This is a genomic window from Pararhodobacter aggregans (assembly GCF_003075525.1).
In the GTDB taxonomy this organism is placed as follows: domain Bacteria; phylum Pseudomonadota; class Alphaproteobacteria; order Rhodobacterales; family Rhodobacteraceae; genus Pararhodobacter; species Pararhodobacter aggregans.
The window spans coordinates 1-24,037 of record NZ_QDDR01000012.1; the positions used below are offsets into that span (position 1 = coordinate 1).

Sequence of the window (24,037 nt, forward strand, 5' to 3'; positions counted from 1 at the left end):
GCGGGACGCGACGGCGTGCTGGCCCTTGTCCCCGGGGCCGTGCACTACGACCATTGGCAGCGCATCGACGCCGCCGAGCGTGCGGATTGCCCGGAGGGGCGCGTCCGCCGGAAGATCCCAACGACAGCGCGGATGCTGGCCATCGCGCACCAGACCGGAGAGAGCTGATGCAGATCGCCGTCCTTTATGGCACCGAAACCGGCAATGCCGAGATGCTGGCCGAAGACATCGCCAGCCACCTGTCGGACCATGATGCCAGCGTCACCAACCTGTCGGATTTCGACCCGGCCGGGTTTGACCCCGAGACCTTCTACATCGTCGTCACCTCGACCTATGGCGATGGCGAGCTGCCGGCCTCGGCCCAGCCCTTCGCCGCGGCGATGGAGAAGGTCCGCCCGGACCTGACCGGCCTGCGCTTTGCCATCTTCGGCATGGGCGACAGCGAGTACCCCGAGACGTTCAACTTCGGCGGCAAGCGGCTGGAGGAGATCCTGACCGGCGCCGGCGCCGAGCGGGTGGGAGAGCGGGTCACGCATGACGCTTCGGGCGCGGACATGGCCGATGATCTGGCGCTGCCCTGGATCGACGCGATCCTGTCCATGGTCGACGCATGATCCCGGCCGAAATCCGCGCGCGCCTGTCCCGGCCCTGGCGCCATGGCGAGGCCGAGGATCTGGCCGGCGTCACCATCGAGGGGGCGCTTGACCTGACAGGCCTCGCGCTTTGCGGGGTGGATTTCCGGGGCGCGACCTTTCAGGGCGGGCTGATCGCGCCGGGCGCGCGCTTTGACGGGCTCAGCTGGTTCCACGATGCGCGCTTCGAGGGGCCGGTGGACCTGTCCGGCGCGCTCTTCGCCAATGACGCGCGCTTTGACGCCGCCCGCTTCGAGGCGGCGGACCTGTCGGGCGCCGAACTCCGCGGCACCGCCACCTTCCGCGCCTGTCGCTTCACCGGCCCGGCCGACCTGCGCCGCCTCACCTGCTATGGCAACCTCGACCTCGCCGAGACACGCTTCGCCGCGGGGCTGAGCCTGGCGGGATCGGAATTCCTCGGCGGGCTCTGGGCGCAGGCGGCGGATTTCCCGGCCGAGGCGGACTTCTCGGACACGCAGGTCCACGGCCGGCTCTGGCTGCGCGCGGCGCGGCAGGGAAACATGCCCGTCGATGATCGGGCGTTCGGACTGTCCTTCGGATATACCTACCGCTGACGTGGCGTGCCCCGCGTCTCTGCCCCATCGCCGGGTTGTGACGGGGTCAGAGCGGGCACGACCCTCGCTATCGCCGCCCGTTCCGCGCCGTCGACCGGGCCAAGGCCGACAGCATGTCGGTTCTGGTGACGATGCCGACGATCCGATCTGCGTCGATCACCGGGACGGCTTCGGTGCCGCCGTCGGACAGCAGGGGCAGGACCGTGGCGACAAGCGTGCCGCGTGTCGCCGTCGGCAGCGCGGTGGTCATGATCTCGGCGGCCCGCAGGGTGCCGGGCGATGGATCGCGTCCGAGGGCCGCCATCGCCCCGCCGAAACGGCGCCGTTTGCGCAAGGCATCGCGTCTGGCCCGACGGATCAGGTCCAGTTGAAAGATCACGCCCAGCAACACGCCCTGCCCGTCCACCACCGGGATCGAGGTGAATCCGTGCTTGCGGAACAGATCAGCGATGGTGGCGCTGCGCGCATCGGGGCGCACGGTGACCAGATCGCGGGACATGATGTCCTCGCAGGTCATCGCCCCCAGGGCATGGCCCGCGGCAACCTGCTCGGCCGCGGCGATCAGACGGGACAGATCCTCGACCCCCAGGTTGGCCGACTGGCGATAGTCGGCGAGGATCCGCGCCAGCTCTTCCGGGGCGAGACCAAGCCGTTGCTCCGCCGCCTTGTCGGCGGTGGCATGCGGCCCTGCCTCGTGCGGCTGGCGAAACGGATAGTTTCGTCCGGTCAGCCGGTGCCAGGCCATCGCCATGAGCACCAGCGAGACGGTTCCCAGAAGGACCGGCACCAGCACGAAGCGCAGGCCCATCGCCTCCAGCATCGCGGGATTCATCGCCGCGGTCAGCGCCACCGCGCCACCCGGCGGATGCAGGGAGCGGCTGAGGAACATCACCAGAAGGGCAAGACAGGCCGAGGCCCCGATCGCCAGCGCCGGGTCCAGAGCCAGCTGATGCACGCCAAGCGCCGCCAGCGCCGAGAGGCTGTTGCCGACAATCGCAGACCAGGGTTGGGCAAGCGGGCTGTTCGGCAGCGCGAACAGGATCACCGCGCTGGCCCCCATGGGCGCGATCAGGAACGCGCCCGTGGCGAAATCGACCTCTGCGCCCCAGACGAGCGCCGCACAGACCAGCAGCGCCAACCCCGCCCCGGCTGCCCCGGCAGCCATCTCCGGCAGGCCGGTCGGTCCGATGACCGGGCCGAAGGGACGCAGCCGGCCGAGGCAGCGGGCCAGCAGCGCCGTTCCCCCACCCTGGCGGCGTCCCCGGTCCATGGCTCAGATCACGCCCAGCATGCGCATGGATTCCGCCACCCGCACGAAACCCGCGATATTGGCGCCCAGCACGTAGTCACCCGGCGCGCCGTATTCCTCGGCCGTCTGGTGGCAGGTGTCGTGGATGCCGCGCATGATCGAGGCCAGCCGCGCCTCGGTCTGCTCGAAGCTCCAGCTGTCGCGGCTGGCGTTCTGCTGCATTTCCAGCGCCGAGGTGGCGACCCCGCCCGCATTGGCGGCCTTGCCGGGCGCGAACATCACGCCCGCGTCCTGGAACGCCTTGATCGCTTCCGGGGTCGACGGCATGTTCGCGCCTTCGCCCACGGCGATCACACCGTTCCCGATGAGACTGGCCGCATCCTTGCCCGAGAGTTCGTTCTGCGTCGCCGAGGGCATCGCCACATCGCAGGGCGTATCCCAGATCGAGCCATCGCCTGCGGCGATGAAATGCGCGCCCGGGCCCCTGCGACGGGCGTATTCCGAGATGCGCTCGCGCCGGACATTCTTGATGTCCTTCAGCAGTTCCAGATCGATCCCGGCCTCGTCCACCACATAGCCTGAGCTGTCGGAACAGGCGATGACCGTGCCACCGAAGGATTGCACTTTCTCGATCGTATAGATCGCCACGTTGCCCGAACCCGAGACCACGACCTTCTTGCCCTCGAAATCGGTCCCCTTCGTCTGCAGCATCGCCTGAACGAAATAGGTATTGCCGTAGCCCGTCGCCTCGGTCCGGGCGCGGGACCCGCCGTAGGCAAGCGCCTTTCCGGTGAAGACACCGGCCTCGAACCGGTTGTTCAGGCGCTTGTACTGGCCGAACATGTAGCCGATCTCGCGCCCGCCGACGCCGATATCACCCGCAGGGACATCGGTCTGCTCGCCCAGATGGCGGTGCAGTTCGGTCATGAGAGACTGGCAGAAGCGCATGATCTCGGCATCCGAGCGGCCCTTGGGGTCGAAGTCCGATCCGCCCTTGCCGCCACCGATCGGCATGCCGGTCAGCGCGTTCTTGAACGTCTGCTCGAAGCCGAGGAACTTGATGATCCCGACATTCACCGACGGGTGAAACCGCATGCCGCCCTTGTAGGGGCCGAGCGCCGAGTTGAACTGCACGCGGAAGCCGCGGTTGATCTGCACCTGCCCCCGGTCATCGACCCACGGAACGCGGAAGATGATCTGGCGTTCGGGCTCGCAGATGCGTTCGATCAGCGCCTGGTCGAGGTAATCGGGATGCTTGGCGACCACCCGACCGAGGCTTTCCAGAACCTCGTGGACGGCTTGGTGAAATTCCGGCTCTCCCGCGTTGCGTCGGATGACGTCGGCCAGGATCGGGCGGAGTTTCTCGTCGATGGTATTCACGGTGCTGCCTTCTGGATCGGTTTTCAGGATGCCTGCATTTTGCCCGCTTAGCCGACAAATTCAGCAAGGGGAACGGGGGAAGGGGGTCGAAACAGCCGTCACATGAAAACTTTCTTCCGGATGGTGAGGGGCGCGGCAATGACGGACGGCGCCGGCTTTTCCGCCCTGGCCCCGGGAAATCGTGTAAAGGCAGGCTCAAACCAGCCGATCAGGGCCTGTCGGCATTGACGCGCGGGGTGGCAATCCCTACCTGTCCCGCATGGCCAAGCACGCAGATCATTTCCGATTCCGTCTGCTGAACCGCCCGCTTCCCCGGGCGGTCTAGGCGCGTTCGCGCCTGCCATACCTCCCGGGGTCTCCTCTCCGTCATGAAACGTGAACGCGGTGCCCTGCACCCGAGGAGGACTTATGGTCGGCGTCAATCCCTCACCTCTGTCGACGCTTGCGCCCCGATCCCTGCGCAGAGAGCTTCGGCACATCCCGGTCAATCTGCCTTCGGCGGATTATCAGGCCCTGTTGGACCATCTTGAGGCCTGCGAAGGCGGACAGGGCACCGGCTCGAAACTGCTGGCCTATGTGCTGGCGAGCAAGCTGATGAACACCCGTCCGGCGGATGATGTGCACGATCCCGAACTGGTGGTCGGCGGAGCGCGTGTCAGCTTCACCATCGACGGCGGCCCGCCCCGGACCGGCCTGCTGGTGCATCGCCTCGGATCCGGCCTGCCCGGGGGCACGATCCCCGTTGCCTCGCTTCTGGGGGCCACGTTGATCGGCATGCGCGTCGGTCGCCGGGCACCGCTGCTTTTCGAGGACGGCCGCATCGGCCGCCTTTGCGTGACCGGCGTGGCCGAGGCGCCGCGCCATCCCCCGGAATTACCCGTGAACACAAGGAAAGTTACCATGTCCACCACCGCCCAAGCCGTGAAAAGCTCGGCCAAGAAGAACCCGCGGATCGTCATCAGCGAGGAAAGCCTCGCGCATCTGGAGGGGCTGGCCGATGGCATGCTGCGCCGCCATCCCGCCCTCGCCGACCGTCTGTACGAAGAGATCGGCCGCGCGCGCATCGTCGCCGCCGACAAGATGCCGAAAGACGTGGTCGGCATGGGCAGCACCGTGGTCTTCCGCGACGAGAACACCGGGCAGGAAAAGACCGTGACGCTGGTCTATCCCGAAGAGGCGGATATCGCCCGGATGCGGGTTTCCGTGACGACGCCGATCGGGGTCGCCCTGCTGGGCCTTGCCGAGGGGGCGAGTTTCTACTGGGACACGCGGGACAACGAGCGCCGCATGCTGACGATTCTCAGCGTCACGCAACCCGACCCGGAGGGTTGATCTGAGGGGGCCGCCGTGCGGTCCTGTCCTCGGCGCCCTGCCGCCCTGGCCGTCGGGCGGGGCGCGTGCAGCCTCTGCCCCGGCCCCCCCTGCCGCTGACCCGGCCCTGAGGCGGCCGGTCAGCGGCCTCCGGTCATGTCGGTCCGGATGGTTTCCAGGTGCTCGGTCATGAAAGAGGCGGCCGCGCCCGGATCGCGCGCTTCGACCGCGTCGACAATCCGTCCGTGCTGATCGCTGTGCAGGGTCTGAAATGCCTCGGTGCCGATGCGCCGGTAGGTCGCCTCCCACTCCCGCTGCCAGGCGACCCGGCGACGCACGCCGGAGAGGTAGTTCAGGAACCCCACCAGGATCGGATTGCCGGAGATCTGCGCCAGCGCCCGGTGAAACGCGTCATCTGCCTGTTCACAGGCGGCGCGATCACGGGCCTTGCGCCCGGCGGCGACCTTCGCCCGCAGGTGGGCCACATCGGCAGGTTCCGCCAGCCGCGCCGCGGCGGCTGCGACCATCGGTTCCAGCAACAGGCGCGCCGCGAGGACATCAGGCGGTGTCGCGCCCTCGATCAGCAGCGTGTCGCGAACCGGCAGGTGGCGCGGGCGCGCGCCGCGGAATGTGCCCTGGCCGACATGGCGCCAGATCCTGCCGTCATGTTCCAGTCCGGACAGGCACGCCCTGAGTGTCTGCCGGGAACAGCCGAGGCGCGCTGCCAGCTCGCGCTCGGGCGGCAGGCGTTCGCCCGGCGTCAGCTCTTCCACCAGTGCCAGCAGATGGGGCTGGATATCCGTTGCGGAATGTCTTGGCACGGGCGCCTCCTTTGCGAACCAATTTGCAGACCAATGGCAAAGGGCGCAAGGACCGGCGCGAACCAAGTAGGGATACAAGACGCGATGACCGAGCTGCTCTTGCTCTGCCTTGCCGGCGGGGCCGCGGGCCTTCTCAATGCCGTGGCAGGCGGCGGCACTTTCCTGAGCCTTCCGGCGCTCATCTACGTGGGTGTGCCTCCGGTCGCGGCGAACGCCACCGCGACGCTGAGCGCGCTGCCGGGGTATCTGAGCAGCGCCTGGGCGTTCCGGGGCGACATGAGGACGGAGGGCGCGCTGGGGCTGCGCGCGATCCTCGGCCTCGCGGCCCTCGGCAGCATCCTCGGCGCGCTGTTGCTGATCGTGACGCCGGGCGAGACCTTCCTGTGGATCGTGCCCTGGCTGCTGCTGCTGGCAACCCTGCTCTTTGCCACCGGTCCGCTTCTGCTGAAAGTCCTGCGCCAGCGAGGGGGCGGTGCGGCGGGGCCGGTCGTCTCGGGCGCGGCGATCCTCGCCGTGTCGATCTATGGCGGGTATTTCAACGGCGGTCTCGGGATCATGCTGCTTGCGGCCTTCAGCCTGCTGGGCCACACCGACCTGCACGGCATGAACGGCCTGAAGAACCTGCTGTCAGCGGTTCTGTCGCTGATCTCGGCTGCGGCCTTCGTCTGGGCCGGACTGATCGCCTGGGAGCAGGCGCTGATCCTGGCGGTGAGTGCGACGGCGGGCGGCTATGCCGGGGCCCGGCTGAGCCGCCGCATCGTGCGCACGGATCTGTTGCGCTGGTTCATCACGCTGGTGGGCGCGGCGATGACCGTCGCCTTCTTCGTCCTCTGACCCTATCGGCGATAGAGGATCGGAAACCAATCCTCGCGCAGCACCTGTCCCGGGCTCATGTCATGCCCGGGATAGGGGGGCGAGGTCCGGCCCGGCCGCTCGACATACCGCGCGTCATCGCCCACCAGCCGCAGCGAGAAGGCCCGGCGGCGGCTTTGGGTGGTGTTGCCCCGCGCGCCGTGAAGGATGCCGTAGTTGAAGGCGACCGCATCGCCCGGCTCCATCTCCCATTCCCGGATGTCCATGCCCTCGGCATCGGGATCCGGCACCGGCATATAGGCGTCATCCTCGGGGTAGAAGCTGGTCTCCGCCAGCCAGCGCGTCGGCAGCACCGGCTTCGGCCAGGCATGGCTGCCCGCCACGCAGCGCAGGCTGGCCTCGCGCACGGGGTCCAGCGGCGACCAGAAGCTGACGGTCTGCTTGCCCTCGACGAAGTAATAGGGACCGTCCTGATGCCAGGGCGTCGGTTTCGAGGTGCCGGGCTCCTTGACCAGCACATGGTCGTGGAACATCTGGACCTGCCGCGATTGCATGAGGTCCGCGGCGACCTCGGCGGCCGGTGAATGGCGAATGGCCTGTTCGAATTCGGGGATGCGGGTCCAGTTGCAGTAATCGTCAAAGAACCGCCCGCCCTCCCCTGCCTTGAGGTTCTCGGCGGCATAGGGGCCGGGCTCGGCCATGTTGCGCTCGATGCCTCGGCGCAGACCATCGACATGGTCCCTGAACAACCCCTTTATCAGGACAACCCCGTCGCGCTGGAAGGCGTCGATATCCGCTTGTGTCACCAGGTCATGCATCGCGTGTCTCCTTTGCATGCCGACGGTAGACGGGCGAGAATTTAGTTTCCAATCATATATCTTCATAGAATAAATAGCTTCATGCTATCTATCACCCTGCGCCACTACGAATACATCGTCGCCGTCGCCGAGGCGCGCAGTGTCACCGCCGCGGCGGCGCGCCTGCATGTGTCGCAACCCTCGCTGTCGGTGGCGATCAGCCGGGTCGAGGAGATCCTGGGCGAAAGGATCTTCCTGCGCCGCAAGGGGTCGGTGATCGTCGTCACCCCCTTCGGGCATCGGCTGGTGGAACGGGCGCGCGACCTGCTCGCGCTGGCGCAGCAAATCGAGCACTCGTCCGAGGCCAGCCGCCCCGTCGTCGTCGGATGCTTCGAGGATATCGCGCCGTGGTATCTGGCCCCGATCCTCGACCTTTTGCAGCGGCAGGTCCCGGCACAGGCGTTTCGCGGGCAGGAGGGGCGCTTTGCCAGCCTCGCCCGCGACCTGGCCGAAGGAAAGGTCGATCTCGCCCTCTCCTACGACATCGGTTTCGACGGTGGCTTCGAGCGTGTGAAGCTGCGGACGGTGGTGCCTGTGGCGTTCCTGCCCCAGAGGCACCCGCTGGCGGACCAGCCCTCGCTGACATTGGAGCAGATCGCCGAGCATCCGCTCATCCTGTCGAGCGAGGGACTGTCTGTCGGGTATTTCCAGGCGCTGTTCGACGCCCTGAGCCTGGCGCCCAGGATCGCGCATCGGGCCTCGTCGCTGGAATTGATGCGCTCCTTCGTCGCGCATGGCATGGGCGTCGGCATCAGCTATTCCAATCCGCCGGGACGGATCAGCTATGACGGGGGCGCCTTGGTCACGCTGCCGATTTCCTCTCCCAGCGCCGCCGCGGATCTGTTTCTGTTCTGGTCCGGCTTGCGTGCGGAAAGCCCGGATCTGCAGCCTGTCGTTCAGGCGGTTGCGGACTTTTTCCGAAGCGTGGTCTGAGTCCCTGCCCTCGGGGCCATGGTGCCGACCCTCTGCGTCGCGCCCGGGGTGTCGGTCATCCCGCCCTGCAGGCCCGTTGAGCGATAGAGTTGACTTCTATACCTCAAGTAGGATCAAATAATGAGTTATAGAAAAGAGGCTATAACTCATGGCTTGGAACTGGACGCTGCCCGATTGGCCAGAATTCCGGTACGACACCTCCGCCCTGGAGCCGTTTGAACGGAAGTTTCTGCTGTCGTCCGGGGAAATCCTTGGCGCAGTCCATCATGTCAGCCAGCCGGAGCGCGATCAACTCCGCATCGAGCTGCTCAGTGAAGAAGCGATGCAGACGAGCGCCATCGAGGGTGAAATCCTCGACCGGCTCAGTGTCCAGTCTTCGCTGCGCCGCCATCTGGGCCTCGATCCGGACAGCTACCCAGCCAAACCGCGCGAACAGGGCGTCGCGGAAATGATGGTCGACGTCTATTCCAGCTTCGCGGACAGGCTGAGCCACGAGACGCTGTACCGCTGGCATCGCATGCTCCTGTCCCACGACCGCCGGTTGGAAACCATCGGGGCCTACCGACGCCACGCCGAGGCGATGCAAATCGTTTCCGGCCGCCTCGACCGACCGACGATCCATTTCGAAGCGCCCCCTTCAGAGCGGGTCATGCCTGAGATGGAGCGCTACGCGGAATGGTTCAACGAGACCGGGCCGGGGGGCGTAGAGCCGCTTCCTGCCCTGACGCGCGCCGGGCTAAGCCACCTGTACTTCGAGAGCATCCATCCATTCGAAGATGGCAACGGCCGCTTGGGCCGCGCCCTCGCGGAAAAGTCGTTGGCGCAGAGCATTGGCCAGCCGACCCTCATCTCGCTGGCCTTCACCATCGAGAAGGAGCGCAAGACATATTACGACCAGCTCGAGCAGCATCAAAAAACGCTCGACGTGACCGATTGGCTCGTCTGGTTCGCGGCAGTTATCTTGAAGGCCCAACAGGCAACACTCGACCGCGTCGGCTTCTTCATCAGCAAGGCCCATTTCTACGATCGTCACAGAGACCACTTGAACGAACGCCAGGCGAAGGCCATCGCCCGTATGTTTCGGGAAGGCCCCGGCGGTTTCAAAGGCGGCCTCAGTGCCGACAATTATCTCCAGATCACCGGAACCTCGCGCGCAACCGCAACCCGCGATCTGCAGGATCTGGTCGAGAAAGATGCGCTCTCCAGAACCGGTGAGCGACGCCATACGAGGTACTGGTTGAACCTGAATGCGCGTCTCCCCGATCCTCGGACAGACTTCCGGCTGGGTTGAGCGACTGCCTGCGCCTGCTGATCGGTTTCGATGGTGTCGCAGCAGACCACGGCGGGCGGTTGACCCCCCTGCCCTTCTGCGGTGTCCGCGCCATCGGACCGCACCAGGACGGCACGACGCAGAACCTCGGATAACCAGCCCCCGCCGAAGGCCGCGGCGCGCGTTGTTCTTTGGCCCTTCTTCGCCGAGACGCCAGCCTTGAGGTGCCCCATGTTGGACTGACTGAGTACGAGCTTGCCGAAGGGGCCTCCCCGCGACGGCGATTGGCGTTGCCACGGGTTGTCCGCGGACAACGAGGTTAGACCCGGGCCGGAGTCGCGGACCCGCCAAGCCGTCGGATCAACGAATAGGGGTCAAATCCCTCGGAGCGCTTTCCGCTTGTGATGGCTCGGAAATAGGCGCCCGCGCTTCGAACGCGCTCGTGGAACTTGACCACGATCCAGACGGCCAAGGCGGCTCGCATCGGATCCAGGGCGGCCACGGCGCTGTCATAGGTTGGCGCGTCTATGCCAACCATCGGCGCCAGAGATCTGGCATGGGCGATGACGTCGCCTTCGGTTCTGATTTCTCTAAGCGAAAACTCCGCCACCTCGGGGCAGGCACCGACGATCTCGCTTACAGAAATTGCGTCTGCCGGGTATTTCTTATCAATATGGTCTTCCTTTGACTTATGATGGTGGCGGACATTCTGGCCGTCGCTGGCGGTCAATTCAGTCGTTTCGGCAAGACGCGGCCGATGCTCGACATCGTCAATCTGCGTTTCGATAGGCGCCTCGGCAACGGTCTGAAGCATGCCTTGGAGCTCCTCGATCGAGAGCTTCCGGCGCAGCGCCCTCAGAATTTCGTGTGGTGTTGGGTCGTCGGGGTCTTGTGCAAGGTGATGCGAGGCGAGCGCCCGGATCCGGCACTTGAGATAAGCGATCTGCTCGGCGTTACGCACCGTTTCCGCAGCCAGCTGCGCAATCTCCGCCAGCCGTTCGAAGAGGGGGGCAAGATCGAAGCCGAAGCGGAGCGCCGTTCCCTCCGCCGAGTTCGACCGCATGAACCGTTTGCGATTGGGACTGTCATTGCGCCGGAGCAGCCCGACGTCTGTCAGCAACGCAACATGTCTGCGGATCGTGCGATCAGAAATCCCGTTCCGGCGGAACGAGAGCGTCGCGTTGGAGGCGAACACCGTGTGATGGGTCCTTTGCGGGGGCAGGCAGGACAGCATTGCGTCGAGGGTCGTGATGACGGGCGCTTTCAGGCCGAGCAGGGGGGCTGCCTTGCGCAACAGGTCTACCACGATGTGGCGCTCGAGGTGTTTGGTGTTGTCCGCGGACAACATGGAATCGTCCCGCAGCCTGAGAGCTGCAGAGCTGTGTTGGAAGGCCATGATGTCTTCACGGCAGCTGGACTGAAAATGCCCCATCCGGCCCGTGACTCATCAAAAAAGTCACGAATTACCGATCAACCGAATCGGTTGCTGTTGACTGAGCGGGAGAAGCTGGTAGATCTGAAAGTGCAAAGAACAGATCGGGCTCTCCGGGGGAAACCTTGGGGGGCTCTTTCGTTTTCTAGCTGCTTATCGTGCTCCCTTGTTGGTTGAGGTTCCTTGCGAAGCCTGAGCCGCCTGCCACTCGGCATAGAGTTTGCGAAGCGCTTCATCGGCATTGGCGCGCAGCCATTCGGCGAATTCTGGTGCAGCCGCCTTTGGCAGTTTCAGAGTGAGCCCCCGCGCGCTATCGATCAGTTCGCCGAAGGCTGTCCCGTCTTCGAGCGTCAAGGGCCGTGCCGTTGCTGACACTACCGACTCGCGTTCTGGCCTCGTCGCCGCGCTGGCCGCCGCGCTGAGCCGTGCAAATCGGTCGTCGGATTTCTCGATCGCAGAGAGGCCCGCCTGTTCCGCAAGGGCGATCAGATCGAGGTCATTGAGGCGGCTGACGTCAGCCAGCTCCTCCCACCGCCGCCGCCCGATACCGTGGGCCGAGCCGACCAGCTGAATGATCGCCGGAGGGATCGTGCGGGCGACCTTGTTCATCCGGGACAGCATCGCCTTGTCGATGGCCAACGCGTCCTGGATCACCCCATTCTCATAGCCGACATCCGCGAGCTCAGCCGCGAACAGCGCCTTCTCGATGAAGCTGGGATCCAGCCGTTCGGCGTTCTCCTGACCCTGCGCGAGAATGGCCTCCTGGTCGGAGAGCGACCTGACAAGGGCCTTGGCGGGGCGGCCGAGCATTCTGAGCGCATGAAGTCTGCGGCGGCCATAGACGATGCGGTAATAGCCGGGCCGATCGGCAATCGGGCGGACCATAATGGGCACTTGCTGGCCGTGAGCCCGAATGCTCTCGGCCAGTTGGGCAACGTCCTCGTCGGTGATCCGCAAACGGTCCTTGGGACCGTCGTCGTCGATCATCTCAGGAACGATCTCACGCACTGCGTTCGTCGACAGATCCTTCAGGGTAGACCTGATGCCGCTCATCGCGCCGGTGTTCGGAAACCGCTGCGGGGTCTCGCTTGCGGGCCCAGCAGGCTCTTGCGGAGGGGGAGGGGGCTGGAAAATGTTGCGACGGACCATCAGCCGGACTCCCGACCCCAAGCTTGCTGGATCGTCTTCTCGAACTCGTCCGCGACGCCGTTAATACTCTCCAGAATCCGGTCGAGGGTCTTTTTCACCACTTGCGAGGGGTCCAATTCATAGATGGTCTGCTGCGTCATGCCGGCGTCCGAGATCGCGGTGGACTTCAGCATCGCCGTGTTCAGCACCTGGTCCAGCAGGATAGAGCGAAGGAAGCCGGCCATCTGCGACTGGGGCACGTCCGTCGGCTCGTAGCGTGAGATCAGGAATTTCAGGAATGCCCAATCGATTGGGCCGGTTGCCTCTTCCAGTGTTCGCACGGTCTCCCCGGCCATTTCCAGAAATTGCGCCATCGACGCGACGTCCAGCATGCTGGGAATGACGGTAATCAGCAGGCCGGTCGAGGCCAGCAAGGCGGTCATGGTCGTGAAGCCCAGCTGGGGCGGGCAATCGATGATGACCAGGTCGTAATTCGCCTCGATCTCGTCAAGCGCGATGACCAGACGCTGGGTAAACGACGGTTCGATACGGTGCTGAAGCGCGTAGGCGGTTTCGGTCTCGTACTCGGAAAGCATGAGGCCGGCCGGCGCGAGATCCAGATTGTGGAAATAGGTCTTCCGGATCACCTGGCTCAGGGGCAGCGGGTCTTCATACCGCAGCGCGTCATAGATCGTACCGCCTTCGACGAACTCGATCTCGGGGCGGTATCCGAACATTGTGGTCAGGCTCGCCTGCGGGTCCATGTCGATTGCAAGCACCCGGTAGCCGCGCAGCGCATAGCGTTGTGCCAGATGCACAGCGGTCGTCGTCTTGCTGGAACCACCTTTGAAGTTGACGATGGAGATGACCTGCAAGGCATCACCGTCGCGTCGGCCCGGCAGATACGCGTCGCCATTGCGGCCGGTACGGGCCATGACATGACGGATCTGATAGATCTCCTCGGCGGAGTACATGCGACGTCCGCGAGCGTCGGTCTCGACCTCGGGGAAATCGCCCTCCTGATGCCGTGTCCGCATGTTCGACAAGCTGATCCCGGTCAGTTCGGAGACCTCGGCAGGATGAAACTTTCTGAGCGTCTTGCGGCTTTCCGGGCGAAAGCTGTTCCGCATATGGTCATTGAGTGCACTCGACAGTCTCGAGGCATTTGCCGAGATCACCGCAGCGATAGACTGAGAGTTCACTATCTGGTTCATCGCGTGTCACTGCCCATGGCCTCTTGCTGGGCCGTTCTTGTTTCGACGCCAAAATGCAAAAAGTGCGCAATCTAGCGACAAGAGCGGTGATGCCACGCAACTTGTCCCCAAGCAACACTTTTTTGGCAGTCTTGTTACCCGGCGGCAAGTCGACGGTCGCGTCGGCTCTCGGCGTCATGGGGTAAGGGTATGAAAAGACAACGTATCACACGCCCTGCGTGTCGGCGAGCAAGATGTAGTGTTTCCTTCGGGATAACCACCTACCAGATGATCGACCTCTGGTGCTGTCCGGGAATCGCCCGCGACGGGGCATGGTGGAGGAGCCAGATTCGCTGGCCGCGCCTGCTGAGCATCCGGGGCTGTGCGCTCGGCGTGGCGTCTGGGCGCTGATGAACTGTCGCCGCAAAGGGGGCACAGTTGTAAAGAGACGCTGACACAGGCTGCACAGCCTACGGCCGACAAGAACCGTGTGAACCTTCCCTCGTGTCGAATGTTTGCGGGGTGGCGCTGCTACCTAAGCAGACCCAGCCGCTCGGCCCGTTCCAGCAGCATCCTTACGGATGACGGCTGCCAGCTTGTCCGTCCGCGCGGCGTGCGCTCGCGCATCGCTTCCAGCCGGGCGCAGATCGCTTGCAGCGTGATGTCGGGGTCTGCGCCCCTGATGGCGGCGACGATGGCGGGCAGTCGGTCATCGGTTTCGCGGCGCCCGGCACGGCCCAGCACGGTTTCGGGCAGGAAGCCGTGGCGGACATAGGCATTCACGGCGCGCAGGAGCCGGCTTTGCGTCCATTGTCGCTCGCGGGGCAGGGGGCCGTTGACGATGCGCAGCACGTCCTCCCAGGCCATAGCGGGGCGCAGGCGGCGGACATGGGGAACCCAGTCCTGCGCCGTCTGGTTCAGGCGCTCCATATAGCCGTCCTGCCGCGCCAGCCGCACCTTGCGCAGGGCTGCCGGATCACGGGCGCGCAGGCCCGGATTGCCGCCGATCCGGCCCTTCGTGCGGGCACTTGCCAGCCCCGCCTTGGTGCGTTCGCGGATCAGGGCGCGCTCGAACTCGGCTGCGGCGCCCAGCACTTGCAGAGTGAACTTGCCCTGCGGCGAGGACGTGTCGATGGGATCGGTCAGCGAGCGGAAGAAGGCGCCCTTGGCCTCCAGCCGTTCGATCACCTCCAGCAGATGCGACAGAGACCGCGCCAGACGGTCGATGCGCACGACGACCAGCGTGTCGCCCTTGCCGATCCGCTCCAGCACACGGGCCAGCACCGGCCGGGCGCGGTTGCCGCCCGAGGCTTGTTCCTCATGGATCTCGGCGCAGCCTGCGGAGTTCAGGGCCTGCGACTGGGGCAGGGGGGTCTGATCCTCGGTCGAGACGCGCGCATAGCCGATCAGGGACATCAAAACAGGCCGTTTGCAATTTTATCTCTTGCTAATAAACGACCGATTGAAAATGGGTGCAAGGGGCCTCTCTGTGGTGCGGTTCAGCGAAAATCCCTTGGTTTCCATGCGCTGACCGAGATCACAGAGCCCAGCCGGAAAACGTCAGGAGCACTCTCTATAGACAGGGCCAGAGCATCCGTGGCGGGCTCCCGGGTAAGGTGCAAAAGGGCCATATTTTGCAGATATGGCGTATCAAGCCTATTGGCTAAATGAAAAGTTTTATGCCCCTGTGGCGAGTGCGAAGACAGCCACAGGGGCCGGAGGGATATCTGTGGTTCCCGTCCAGTCCGAGGGATATGAACCCCGCACCTCGCCAGCGGCACAGCCTCTTCTTGATCGCGGCTTCCATTCCACCGGAACCGGCGATCCGTGCCGATCGGCGACAGTGCCGCTGCCGTGGAAGGGTCACGGCGACCTCTGGTCCAGGGCGAAATAACCGATAAGATAGCAGAATGACTTATTAAGGAGATCCCGATGCAGACCTTTGCCGCGGTGTTCCGTGATCCGACCGTCCCGGCCGCAATCGAGCCTGTCACGCTGGATGATCCGGCCGCGGGCGAGGTCAGGGTCCGCCTTTCGGGCTGTGGCCTGTGCCATACGGATTTCCTGGCCGCCAGCGGCGCGCTGCCCTTTCCCCTGCCGGCGGTGCTGGGCCATGAGGGGGCGGGTGTGGTCGAGGCCGTCGGTCCCGGCGGCGATTCCGCGCTGATCGGCCGCTCGGTGGTCCTGTCCTTTCGCAGCTGCGGCACCTGCCCTCGATGCCGGGCCGCGCAATCGCCCTATTGCGACGACAAGCGCGCGCTGAACTTCTCGGGCCGCCGCCCGGATGGCACGAGCCCGTTCCGCGACCGCGAGGGCCAGCCTCTCGGTGCCTGCTTCTTCGGCCAGTCGAGCCTCGCCCGGCATGCCAATGTCCCACTTCGCAACCTTGTCGAGGTGCCGCCGCGGGACGACCTCTGGATGCTCGGCGCCTTGGGATGCGGGTTGCAGACCGGCGCCGGCGCGGTGTTGAACGTGCTCAAGCCCGAGGTCGGCGCCTCGGTCGTCATCCTCGGTCTGGGCGCGGTGGGCATGGCGGCGCTGATGGCGGCCAAGGCCTCGGGCGCCGATCCGATCATCGCCGTCGACCGCTCGCCCGAGCGGCTGGAGCTGGCCCGCGATTTCGGGGCGACCCACGCGCTGCTGGCGGCGGGCGCGGATGTCGCGGGCCAGATCCACCAGATCACCGGCGGCGGCGCGGCCTATGCGGTGGAATGCGCGGGCAGCCCGGTGACGGCGGCTCTGGCGCTGGATGCGCTGGCGATGCTGGGCAAGGCCGCGATCTGCGGCGCGGCTGCGGGGCAGGGGCCTTTGATGCTCGATCCGCAAAAACTGCTCTACGGCCGCAGTTTGCGCGGTGTGGTGCAGGGGGACAGCGAGCCTTCGGTCTTCATCCCGCATCTGTTGCGGCTGCAAGCGGCGGGATTGTTCCCCTTCGAGCGGCTGGTGACGGGCTTTGATTTCGACGACATCGGCGCCGCGCTGGCCGCCGCCAGGGAAGGGCGCGCGGTGAAGGCCGTGGCGCGCATGGCATGATCCTCTACAGCCATCCCTTTTCCGGCAACGGCTGGAAAGTCCGCCTGTTCCTGTCGCTGATCGGGCAGGCCTGCGAGATCCGCGCCGTCGACATGTCGGGCGGCGAGAACCGCAGCCCCGGCTTCCTCGCCCTCAATCCGCGCGGGCAGGTGCCGGTGCTGGTGCTGCCCGAGGGGGTGCTGTGGGACAGTCAGGCGATTCTCGTCTACCTCGCCGATCGCTATGCGCCGGATTGGGCGGGGCACGACGGCTTCCAGCGCGCCGCGGTGGCGCAATGGCTGTCCTTCGCCGCGAAAGAGGTGGCGACCGGCCTGCAGGCACTGCGGCTGCACCGGCTGATGGGCCGACCGCTGGATGTGCCGGCGGCGACGGCTACGGCCGAGGCGTCGCTGGCCGTGCTCGAGGGTTGGCTTGCAACCCGTGACTGGCTGGTCGGCGACGTCCCGACCCTCGCCGATGTTGCAGTCTACCCCTATGTCTCGCTGGCGGGCGAGGCGGGGGCGGGCGAGGCGGGCCTGTCGCTGGATGCGACGCCCGCGATCCGCCGCTGGATCGGCCGGATCGAGGCGCTGCCGGGCTACCGTCCGCTGGCGGGTTAAAGGAGGCCGATGCGCCGCGCCCAGTCGCCCATCGCCGCCGCCGCCTCGGCCGGACGCTCGACCGGCATCGCGTGGCTCGCCCCCTCGATCGCCCTCGCGGTGACACGCGGGCCGAGTTCCTCTGCGATCTCGGCCTCGGTGCCTGCCGGGCGGAACGGGTCCTGCGCCCCGCGCAGATCGAGGATCGGCGCGATCCCGGCCGGGCGCCAATCCTCGGGCCGGGTCGCGGCGCGGGCTTTGCGCTGCATCTCGACCACCGCGGGATGCCAGCCGGTCAGCCACTCGGCCGGATCGTTGCCCTCGGCGAAGAAGGCCAGTTTCAAGGCGGCCAGCCGGTCAGCCTCCGATGTGGCCGGATCGTTGATCTCGGTGATCGCGCGGCTGAGTTCTGGCGGCCAGGCCTTGGCCCCGGCGGCCAGAAACACCACGCCGGACACGAAGTCCGGATGATCCTGCGCCACGCAGCGCGCGATCCAGGCGCCATAGGCATGACCGGCGACGATGGCCCGGCCGCCCTCGGCCCGGATGATATCCGCCAGATCCCCGGCGAGGTCGTGGAAGGTCACCCCCTCCATCGGCCCGACCGAGGGGGCGATGCCCCGCGGCTCGGGGCGCAACACGCGGAAACCCTGCTGCACCAAACCAGCCGCAAGCGGCGCCATCTCGGCCCCGCAGCGGCCGGTCGAGGCGATCAGCACCACCAGCGGCCCCGTGCCATCGGCCCGGTAGCCAAGCTGGCGCGGACCCAGATCCAACACAGTGGGTTCATCGGTGACGGGCGGGAATTCTGGCATGGGTTGAAGAACTTCGCAGGTGGTTGACTTCGCTCGAGCGCCTATCATACATAAAACTATCTTTTATGCAATTGGCCGCGCCGAGGCGGCAATCCGGGGGATTCATGACCATCACCATCAGCCGCGCCGAGGGCATCGCCCGAATCGAGATCGACGTCCCGCCGGTCAATGCCATCACCCTGCAGGATTACGCCGACATCCGCGATGCCTTCCGCGCCGCGCAGGATTGGCACGATGTCAACGTCATCCTGTTCACCGCGACCGGGCGCAAGGCCTTCTGCGCCGGGCTCGACCTGAACGAATTCCTCGCCGCGACCATCGACCAAGACCCGGGCCGCGCCCGCATCGTCCGTGATTGCTTCGCCGCCGTGCGCCATGCCCCGGTGCCGGTGATCTGCGCGATCAACGGCCCGGCTCTGGGGGCGGGGGCGGTGCTGGCCTCCTGCGCCGACATCCGCATCGCCGCCGACCATGTCCGCTTTTCGACGCCCGAGATCAACGTCGGCCGCTGCGGCGGGGCCTCGCACATGATGCGCCACCTGCCGCAGGGCGTGCTGCGCCAGATGTATTTCACCGCCCGCCCGCTGTCGGTGCAGGAGGCGGCGACCTATGGCTTCGTGCAGAAGATCGTCCCCTATGAGGACCTCGATGCCGAGGCGATGGCGCTGGCGCGCGAGATCGCGGCCAAGGCGCCGATCGGGCTGCGCATGGCCAAGGAGGCGCTGAACAAGGTCGAGTTCATGCAGACCGAGGACGGCTACCAGCTGGAGCAGAGCTATTCGACCGCGCTGATGGCCACCGAGGACGCGCGCGAGGCGACCCGCGCCGTGGTCGAGAAACGCGCGCCGGTCTGGAAGGGCCGCTGACATGCCGGTGCTGACGCTGGCGGACGGCCATGGGCTGGCCTATGCGGTCACCGGCCCCGAGGGCGCGCCCTGGCTGGTGCTCGGCAATTCGCTGATGACCACGCAGGCGATTTGGGCCGAACAGGTCGCCGCCTTCTCGGACCGGTTCCGGGTGCTGACCTGGGATCAGCGCGGCCATGGGGCCTCGGCCCTCCCGGCCGGTCCCCTGGACATGGCGACGCTCGCGGCGGATCTGGTCGCGCTGTGCGAGGCGCTCGATGTGACCGGGGCCACCTATGTCGGCCTGTCGATGGGCGTGCCGACCGGCCTGACCGCGCTGCCTGCGCTTGTCGGCCGTGTCAGCCAGCTGGTGTTGGTCGATGGCCTCGCCGCCTCGTCCGGCGCGGCCTTCTGGGACGAGCGCATCGGTTTCGCGCGTGCGAACGGCATGGCGGCGCTGGCCGCACAGACCGCTGCGCGCTGGTTGCCTTCGGCTGTCGCCAAAAGGCCGGAACTGGAGGCGATGATCGCCTCCGTCCCGCTGGAGGGCTTCGCCGCCTGCGCCCATGCCCTGCGCGGCTATGACGCCCGCGCGGCGTTCGAGGATTTCGCCGGGCCGGTCCTGCTGATCGCCGGCGAGGCTGACGCGCGGATCGTGCCGGGAATGCAGGCGCTCGCTTCCAGCAGGCCGGGCACGCGGCTGGCGCTGGTGCCCGGCGCCGGGCATCTGCCCTGTTTCGAGGCTCCTGAGCGGTTCAACGCCTTGCTTGCCGAAACTCTATAATCATAAAAGATAGTCTATTGATTCATATAGGGTCGGCAGGCTATGCTGACCCTGTTGCAAGAGAGGCCCCGCCGCGATGATCCTCATGTGGTCACCCAAATCCCCCTTTGTGCGCAAGGTGATGATCCTCGCGCATGAGCTGGGCATCGCCGAGGCGCTGGCGCTGCAGCGCGAGGTGGCGGTGCCGCGCGGCGTCCCCAATCCCGCGATCCTGGCGGTCAATCCGCTGGGCAAGATCCCTGCCCTGATCCGCGACGAGGGCCCGGCGCTGATCGGCTCGGCCCAGATCCTCGATTATCTCTGCGAGATCACGCCGGGCGGGCGGGCCCTGCTGCCCGCCTCGGGCGAGGCGCGGGTGATGCAGCTGCGCTGGCAGGCGCTGGCCGACCAGCTGACCGAGGTGCTGCTCGACTGGCGCATCGCCGCGACCGGCCCGCTGGGCATCGACGCCGCGCGTCGCGCCAGCTTCGAGGCCAAGACGCGCGCCGGCATGGCCCTGTTCGAGGCGGAGGCACCGCTCCTGCGCGCCGCGCCCTTCGGCCCCGGGCCGATCGCCCTGACCTGCGCGCTGGGTCAGCTTGATTTCCGCTATCCTGACTGCGGCTGGCGCGCCGCCTTTCCCGCGCTCACCCGCTTCGCCGCCGAGACGGCCGGCAGACCCTCGGTCGCGGCGACGGCCATCGTCAACGATCAGGGCGATTCCGGCCCCGACCTTCAGCTTACCTTCGAGTGACCCATGCCCGGACCCCTTTCCCATATCCGCGTCCTTGACCTGAGCCGCATCATGGCCGGCCCCTGGTGTACCCAGATGCTGGCCGATCTCGGTGCCGAGGTCATCAAGGTCGAGCGCGACGGCGTAGGCGACGATACCCGCCGCTGGGGTCCGCCCTGGCTCAAGGACGAGGCCGGTGCCGATACCGGCGAGAGCGGCTATTACCTTTCGGTCAATCGCGGCAAGCGCTCGGTCGCGGTCGACCTTGCCTCGGCCGAGGGGCAGGAGGTGGTGCGCCGCATCGCCGCCACCGCCGATATCGTGGTCGAGAATTTCCGCCCCGGCACGCTGGAACGCTACGGCCTCGGCTATGCCGATCTGAAGGCGGTGAAGCCCGACCTGATCTTCGCCTCGATCACCGGCTTCGGCGCGACCGGGCCCCGCCGCAATGATTCCGCCTATGATTTCATGATCCAGGCCATGGGCGGGCTGATGAGCGTGACCGGCGAGGCCGATGGCCAGCCGGGCGGCGGGCCGCAGAAGGTCGGCGTGCCGATCGTCGACATCATGACCGGCATGTATACCTGCATCGCCTGCCTCGCCGCGTTGGCGAACCGCGAGAGGACCGGGCAGGGCGACCAGATCGACATCGCCATGCTCGATGTCTCGGTGGCGATGCTGGCCAATCAGGCGATGAACTACCTCGTGTCGGGCAAGGCGCCGACCCGCAAGGGCAACCGGCATCCGAACATCCAGCCGCAGGATGTGTTCCCTGTGGCCGATGGCTACATGGTCGTCGCGGTCGGCAATGACGAGCAATTCGCGCGGTTTGCCGCTGTGCTGGGCATGCCCGGCTGGGCCGAGGATCCGCGCTATCGCACCAATGCCGCGCGGGTCGAGAACCTTTCGACGCTGCATCCGGCGATCTGCGAACGGTTGCAGACCGCAGCCCTCGCGCACTGGCTGGAACAGCTGACGGCGGCCAAAGTGCCCTGCGGCCCGATCAACACCGTCCCGATGGTCTTCGACGAGCCACAGGTGCTGGCCCGGGCGATGAAGCAGGCGCTGCCGCACCCCCTCGCCGGAACCGTGCCGCAGGTGGTGAGCCCGATGCGCTTTGCTGCCGCGCCTCTGGTGTTCGACCGTGCCCCGCCGCTGCTGGGGGCCGATACCGATGCGATCCTTGCGGAGCTGGGGCTGTGACCATGGGAGTTGATGCCCCGATGACGTCGCGCATTTCGCTCCCCGACCGCGACGGGATGGACGACGCACAGCGCCGTGTCTTCGACATGATCGTCAGGGGGCGTCGCGGTGTGCTGGTGGGGCCGCTGCGCGCCGCCCTGCACAACCCGCAACTGGCCGAGCGATGGAGCCAGCTGGGCGAGACCCTGCGCTTCGACACGCGGCTCGATCCGAAGCATTCCGAACTGGCGGTCCTGCTGACCGCCCGGCGCTGGAACAGCCAGCTGGAATGGGCGATCCACCGCCGCGATTCCGAACGCGCCGGCATCCGCGCCGAGGTGATCGAGGCGATCCGAACCGGGCAGGTGCCGCCGCTCGACGGCCCGCACGAGATCGCGATCTACGATTACAGCGTCGAGCTTCTGTCGGGCGGCAATGTCGGCGATGCGGCCTATGCCGCCGTCGTCGCCCTCTGGGGCGAGGCGGGTGTGGTCGAGCTGACCGCGCTGATCGGCTATTACGCGCTGGTCGCGGCGACGCTCAACGTGCACCGCATCCCGCTGCCCGAAGGCTCCATCGCCGAGCTCGAGGTCGGCGACCTGCATCGCTTTGCCGAGCTTCCGGCGCGACCGATCCCCGCTTGATTGCTTCGGTCATAAAATCTAGCTTTAGGCTTCAAAGCGAATGCCAGCCTGGAGCCCGCCATGAATGACGCCGCCAACACGCTGAAGAAAAGTGCGGTTTCCCGCTACCTTCAGCTCTCCAGCCTGTTCCGGCGCCGTATCGACACCGGCGAGTGGAAGACCGGCCAGCAGATCCCGACGGTCGAGGAACTGGCCAGGGAATGCGGCGTCGCCACGATGACCATCCGGCAGGCGCTCAACATCCTCGAACAGGAGGGGCTGATCGAGCGTTTCCGCGCCAAGGGCACCTTCGTCAAGGAGCGCCCGAAGCAGGATCTGTGGTGTCAGGTGCAGACCGATTTCTCGGGCCTGCTGATCGGCCGCGACGGGGCGGAGATCGAGGTGCTGTCGATCGAACCCGGCGCCTCGCTGCCGATGCGCCACAGCGACATCGGCCGTTGCGCCGAGAGCTATCGCCACCTGCGCCGCCGCCATACCCGCGACGGCAAGGCCTTCCTTCTGGCCGATGTCTTTATTTCGGAACGGATCCTGCCCCTGATCCCCGAGGCCGATTTTTCGCGCAAGACGGCGCTGCGGCTGGTGGCGGATGTGGCGCAGCTGACCATCGCCCAGGCGCATCAGACCCTGACCATCGGCATGCCCGACATGGTCGTGGCCGAGATGCTGAACATCAGCCTGACCGACCCGATTGCCCGGGTGGAGCGCTCGGCCGTCGATGAAACCGGCGAGTTGGTGCTGTTCGCCGACGGCTTCTACCGCGGCGATCAGGTTCGTATCGACTTCAAGCTGTAGTCACAAAAACTATTAAAGCATAATATTGACATTTAGCCGCGCGGGTGGCAGGTTCCTCCCGCGTGATCGAGGAGCATGGCATGAAATCTGTATCGCTGGGCGGCACCGGGCTGAAGGTGTCCGAACTGTGTTTCGGCACCATGTCCTTCGGATCCTACAGCGACGTCTCGACGGCGAAGGCGATGATGGCCGCCTGTCTGGACCTGGGCATCAACTTCTTCGACTGCGCCAATTCCTATGCCGGCATGGGCAAGGCCGAGGCGATCCTCGGCGAATGCCTGTCCGAGCTCGACCGCCAGAAGCTGGTCATCACCACCAAGGTCTGCCGTCCGATGTCGCAGGACATGAACGGCTCGGGCCTGTCGCGCCGCCATATCATGCAGGAGGTCGAGAACAGCCTGCGCCGCCTGCGCACTGATTACATCGACGTCTATTTCGCCCATCACTACGACCCGGCCACCCGCCCCGAGGAGACGCTGCGCGCCTTCGAGGATCTGCGCCGTCAGGGCAAGATCGTCTATGCCGGCGTGTCGAACTGGGCGGCGTGGCGGGTCGCGGATGCCTTGGGGATCTCGGCGCGCGAGGGGCTGGTGGGCTTCGACGTGCTGCAGCCGATGTACAACCTCGTGAAGCGTCAGGCCGAGGATGAGCTTTTCCCGCTGGCCGAAGCGAAGAAGCTGGGCGTGATGGTCTTCTCGCCCTTGGCGAGCGGCCTTCTGACCCGCGCCAATGCCGATCCCGATGGTCCGCGCCAGGGCCGTCTGGCCGAGGCGCGTTACCTCAAGCGCTATGAGGACCGGCAGAATTTCGAGGTGGCGCGCGATTTCTGCGCCATCGCCGACGAGATGGGCGTGGACCCCGCCGCGCTGGCCGTCGCCTGGTGCGCGAGCCATCCCGCCGTCACCACCCCCATCATCGGCGCCGAGACGGTCGACCAGATCGCCGGCTACGTCGCCGCCACCGAGATCTCGCTCACGCCCGAACAGCGGGCGCGGATTTCCGCCCTCACCGAGCGGCCGGATTACGAGATCGAACGCAAGATCGACTGACAGGACCAA

General features: G+C 66.3%; 24 protein-coding genes. 15 read left to right on the forward strand and 9 right to left on the reverse strand.

The window, feature by feature from the left end:
- Positions 1–167: 167 nt before the first annotated feature.
- Positions 168–614 (forward strand): flavodoxin domain-containing protein, encoded by a 447-nt coding sequence (locus tag DDE23_RS19515; protein ID WP_107754117.1) that lies wholly within the window; start codon positions 168–170, stop codon positions 612–614.
- Entirely contained in the window at positions 611–1,207 is a 597-nt protein-coding gene (locus tag DDE23_RS19520; RefSeq protein ID WP_107754119.1) for a pentapeptide repeat-containing protein, read from the forward strand. Before DDE23_RS19515 ends, DDE23_RS19520 begins: the two co-directional genes overlap by 4 nt.
- A gap of 67 nt (positions 1,208–1,274) precedes the next feature.
- Here DDE23_RS19520 and DDE23_RS19525 read toward each other — a convergent pair whose 3' ends face one another.
- Positions 1,275–2,477 carry an HPP family protein gene (locus DDE23_RS19525; protein WP_238150062.1) on the reverse strand — a complete coding sequence of 401 codons (1,203 nt, stop codon included), beginning with the start codon at positions 2,475–2,477 and terminating at the stop codon, positions 1,275–1,277.
- Positions 2,478–2,480: 3 nt separating this feature from the next.
- Positions 2,481–3,836 (reverse strand): NADP-specific glutamate dehydrogenase, encoded by a 1,356-nt coding sequence (gene gdhA, locus DDE23_RS19530; RefSeq protein WP_107754121.1) that lies wholly within the window; start codon positions 3,834–3,836, stop codon positions 2,481–2,483.
- 516 nt (positions 3,837–4,352) lie between these two features.
- Here gdhA and rnk point away from each other — a divergent pair.
- Entirely contained in the window at positions 4,353–5,168 is an 816-nt protein-coding gene (gene rnk, locus DDE23_RS25830; protein WP_337589838.1) for a nucleoside diphosphate kinase regulator, read from the forward strand.
- 119 nt (positions 5,169–5,287) lie between these two features.
- Here rnk and DDE23_RS19540 read toward each other — a convergent pair whose 3' ends face one another.
- Positions 5,288–5,968: a FadR/GntR family transcriptional regulator gene (locus DDE23_RS19540; protein WP_238150063.1), complete on the reverse strand. Its 681-nt coding sequence runs from the start codon at positions 5,966–5,968 to the stop codon at positions 5,288–5,290.
- Positions 5,969–6,052: 84 nt separating this feature from the next.
- On the opposite strand from DDE23_RS19540, the gene DDE23_RS19545 reads away from it, so the two are divergent.
- Positions 6,053–6,802, forward strand: a complete 750-nt coding sequence (locus tag DDE23_RS19545) for a sulfite exporter TauE/SafE family protein (protein WP_107754123.1) — start codon at positions 6,053–6,055, stop codon at positions 6,800–6,802.
- A 2-nt stretch (positions 6,803–6,804) separates the two neighbouring features.
- Here the strand turns inward: DDE23_RS19545 and DDE23_RS19550 are convergent, their stop codons facing one another.
- Positions 6,805–7,599: a phytanoyl-CoA dioxygenase family protein gene (locus tag DDE23_RS19550; RefSeq protein ID WP_107754125.1), complete on the reverse strand. Its 795-nt coding sequence runs from the start codon at positions 7,597–7,599 to the stop codon at positions 6,805–6,807.
- Between the two features lie 81 nt (positions 7,600–7,680).
- Between DDE23_RS19550 and DDE23_RS19555 the strand changes: the two genes are divergently transcribed.
- Both DDE23_RS19555 and DDE23_RS19560 read left to right on the forward strand, forming a co-directional pair.
- Positions 7,681–8,571 carry a LysR family transcriptional regulator gene (locus DDE23_RS19555; protein WP_107754127.1) on the forward strand — a complete coding sequence of 297 codons (891 nt, stop codon included), beginning with the start codon at positions 7,681–7,683 and terminating at the stop codon, positions 8,569–8,571.
- Positions 8,572–8,719: 148 nt separating this feature from the next.
- Complete coding sequence (locus DDE23_RS19560) at positions 8,720–9,862, forward strand: Fic family protein (protein WP_107754129.1); 1,143 nt, start codon at positions 8,720–8,722, stop codon at positions 9,860–9,862.
- 298 nt (positions 9,863–10,160) lie between these two features.
- Here the strand turns inward: DDE23_RS19560 and repC are convergent, their stop codons facing one another.
- The 4 genes from repC to DDE23_RS19580 form a co-directional block, all read right to left on the reverse strand.
- Positions 10,161–11,237, reverse strand: coding sequence for a plasmid replication protein RepC (gene repC / locus DDE23_RS19565; protein WP_107754302.1), 1,077 nt, complete (start codon positions 11,235–11,237; stop codon positions 10,161–10,163).
- A 189-nt stretch (positions 11,238–11,426) separates the two neighbouring features.
- Positions 11,427–12,422 carry a plasmid partitioning protein RepB gene (gene repB / locus DDE23_RS19570; RefSeq protein ID WP_107754131.1) on the reverse strand — a complete coding sequence of 332 codons (996 nt, stop codon included), beginning with the start codon at positions 12,420–12,422 and terminating at the stop codon, positions 11,427–11,429.
- On the reverse strand, positions 12,422–13,615 hold the full coding sequence (gene repA / locus DDE23_RS19575; RefSeq protein ID WP_107754133.1) for a plasmid partitioning protein RepA: 1,194 nt from the start codon (positions 13,613–13,615) through the stop codon (positions 12,422–12,424). Before repA ends, repB begins: the two co-directional genes overlap by 1 nt.
- A 510-nt stretch (positions 13,616–14,125) precedes the next feature.
- On the reverse strand, positions 14,126–15,010 hold the full coding sequence (locus tag DDE23_RS19580; protein ID WP_107754135.1) for a recombinase family protein: 885 nt from the start codon (positions 15,008–15,010) through the stop codon (positions 14,126–14,128).
- Between the two features lie 516 nt (positions 15,011–15,526).
- On the opposite strand from DDE23_RS19580, the gene DDE23_RS19585 reads away from it, so the two are divergent.
- The gene (locus DDE23_RS19585) at positions 15,527–16,627 is read left to right on the forward strand and encodes an NAD(P)-dependent alcohol dehydrogenase (RefSeq protein WP_107754137.1); all 1,101 of its coding nucleotides are present in this window, start codon (positions 15,527–15,529) and stop codon (positions 16,625–16,627) included.
- On the forward strand, positions 16,624–17,226 hold the full coding sequence (locus DDE23_RS19590) for a glutathione S-transferase family protein (RefSeq protein WP_107754139.1): 603 nt from the start codon (positions 16,624–16,626) through the stop codon (positions 17,224–17,226). Before DDE23_RS19585 ends, DDE23_RS19590 begins: the two co-directional genes overlap by 4 nt.
- On the opposite strand, the gene DDE23_RS19595 is transcribed toward DDE23_RS19590, so the two are convergent.
- Positions 17,223–18,020, reverse strand: coding sequence for an alpha/beta fold hydrolase (locus DDE23_RS19595; protein ID WP_157958086.1), 798 nt, complete (start codon positions 18,018–18,020; stop codon positions 17,223–17,225). The two genes, DDE23_RS19590 and DDE23_RS19595, sit on opposite strands and share 4 nt — an antisense overlap.
- Positions 18,021–18,124: 104 nt before the next feature.
- Here DDE23_RS19595 and DDE23_RS19600 point away from each other — a divergent pair, with 104 nt between their 5' ends.
- The 7 genes from DDE23_RS19600 to DDE23_RS19630 all read left to right on the forward strand — a co-directional run bounded on the left by DDE23_RS19600 (position 18,125) and on the right by DDE23_RS19630 (position 24,028).
- Complete coding sequence (locus DDE23_RS19600; RefSeq protein WP_107754142.1) at positions 18,125–18,886, forward strand: enoyl-CoA hydratase/isomerase family protein; 762 nt, start codon at positions 18,125–18,127, stop codon at positions 18,884–18,886.
- Between the two features lies 1 nt (position 18,887).
- Entirely contained in the window at positions 18,888–19,649 is a 762-nt protein-coding gene (locus DDE23_RS19605) for an alpha/beta fold hydrolase (protein ID WP_107754144.1), read from the forward strand.
- Positions 19,650–19,725: 76 nt separating this feature from the next.
- Positions 19,726–20,382 (forward strand): glutathione S-transferase family protein, encoded by a 657-nt coding sequence (locus DDE23_RS19610; RefSeq protein WP_107754146.1) that lies wholly within the window; start codon positions 19,726–19,728, stop codon positions 20,380–20,382.
- Between the two features lie 3 nt (positions 20,383–20,385).
- On the forward strand, positions 20,386–21,564 hold the full coding sequence (locus tag DDE23_RS19615; protein WP_107754148.1) for a CaiB/BaiF CoA transferase family protein: 1,179 nt from the start codon (positions 20,386–20,388) through the stop codon (positions 21,562–21,564).
- A gap of 20 nt (positions 21,565–21,584) precedes the next feature.
- Positions 21,585–22,187: a carboxymuconolactone decarboxylase family protein gene (locus tag DDE23_RS19620; RefSeq protein ID WP_157958087.1), complete on the forward strand. Its 603-nt coding sequence runs from the start codon at positions 21,585–21,587 to the stop codon at positions 22,185–22,187.
- A gap of 60 nt (positions 22,188–22,247) precedes the next feature.
- Positions 22,248–22,979, forward strand: a complete 732-nt coding sequence (locus DDE23_RS19625) for a GntR family transcriptional regulator (RefSeq protein ID WP_192883742.1) — start codon at positions 22,248–22,250, stop codon at positions 22,977–22,979.
- A gap of 80 nt (positions 22,980–23,059) precedes the next feature.
- Positions 23,060–24,028, forward strand: coding sequence for an aldo/keto reductase (locus DDE23_RS19630; RefSeq protein ID WP_107754152.1), 969 nt, complete (start codon positions 23,060–23,062; stop codon positions 24,026–24,028).
- The last annotated feature ends 9 nt before the right edge of the window (positions 24,029–24,037 follow it).